The following is a 255-nucleotide window of genomic DNA, read 5'->3' as shown; positions in this document are numbered from 1 at the left end:
GAGCACCGCTTCACGAGTTGAAGCAAATCAAGCTTTTAATTGAAGAGTTTGATCATGGCTCAGATTGAACGCTGGCGGCAGGCCTAACACATGCAAGTCGAGCGGTAGCACAGGAGAGCTTGCTCTCCGGGTGACGAGCGGCGGACGGGTGAGTAATGTCTGGGAAACTGCCCGATGGAGGGGGATAACCACTGGAAACGGTGGCTAATACCGCATAACGTCTACGGACCAAAGAGGGGGACCTTCGGGCCTCTT

1 rRNA gene is annotated in these 255 nt (G+C 54.9%); it reads left to right on the top strand.

Annotation, left to right across the window (positions count from 1 at the left end):
* Window positions 1-36: 36 nt before the first annotated feature.
* Window positions 37-255: ribosomal RNA gene (locus AC2AXP_RS22800) — 16S ribosomal RNA — on the top strand; the annotation flags it as partial.

It is taken from the genome of Serratia sp. Sp408 (assembly GCF_057180665.1).
The sequence above is the reverse complement of the archived record's forward strand: the minus strand, read 5'-3'. Positions and strand labels throughout refer to the sequence as shown.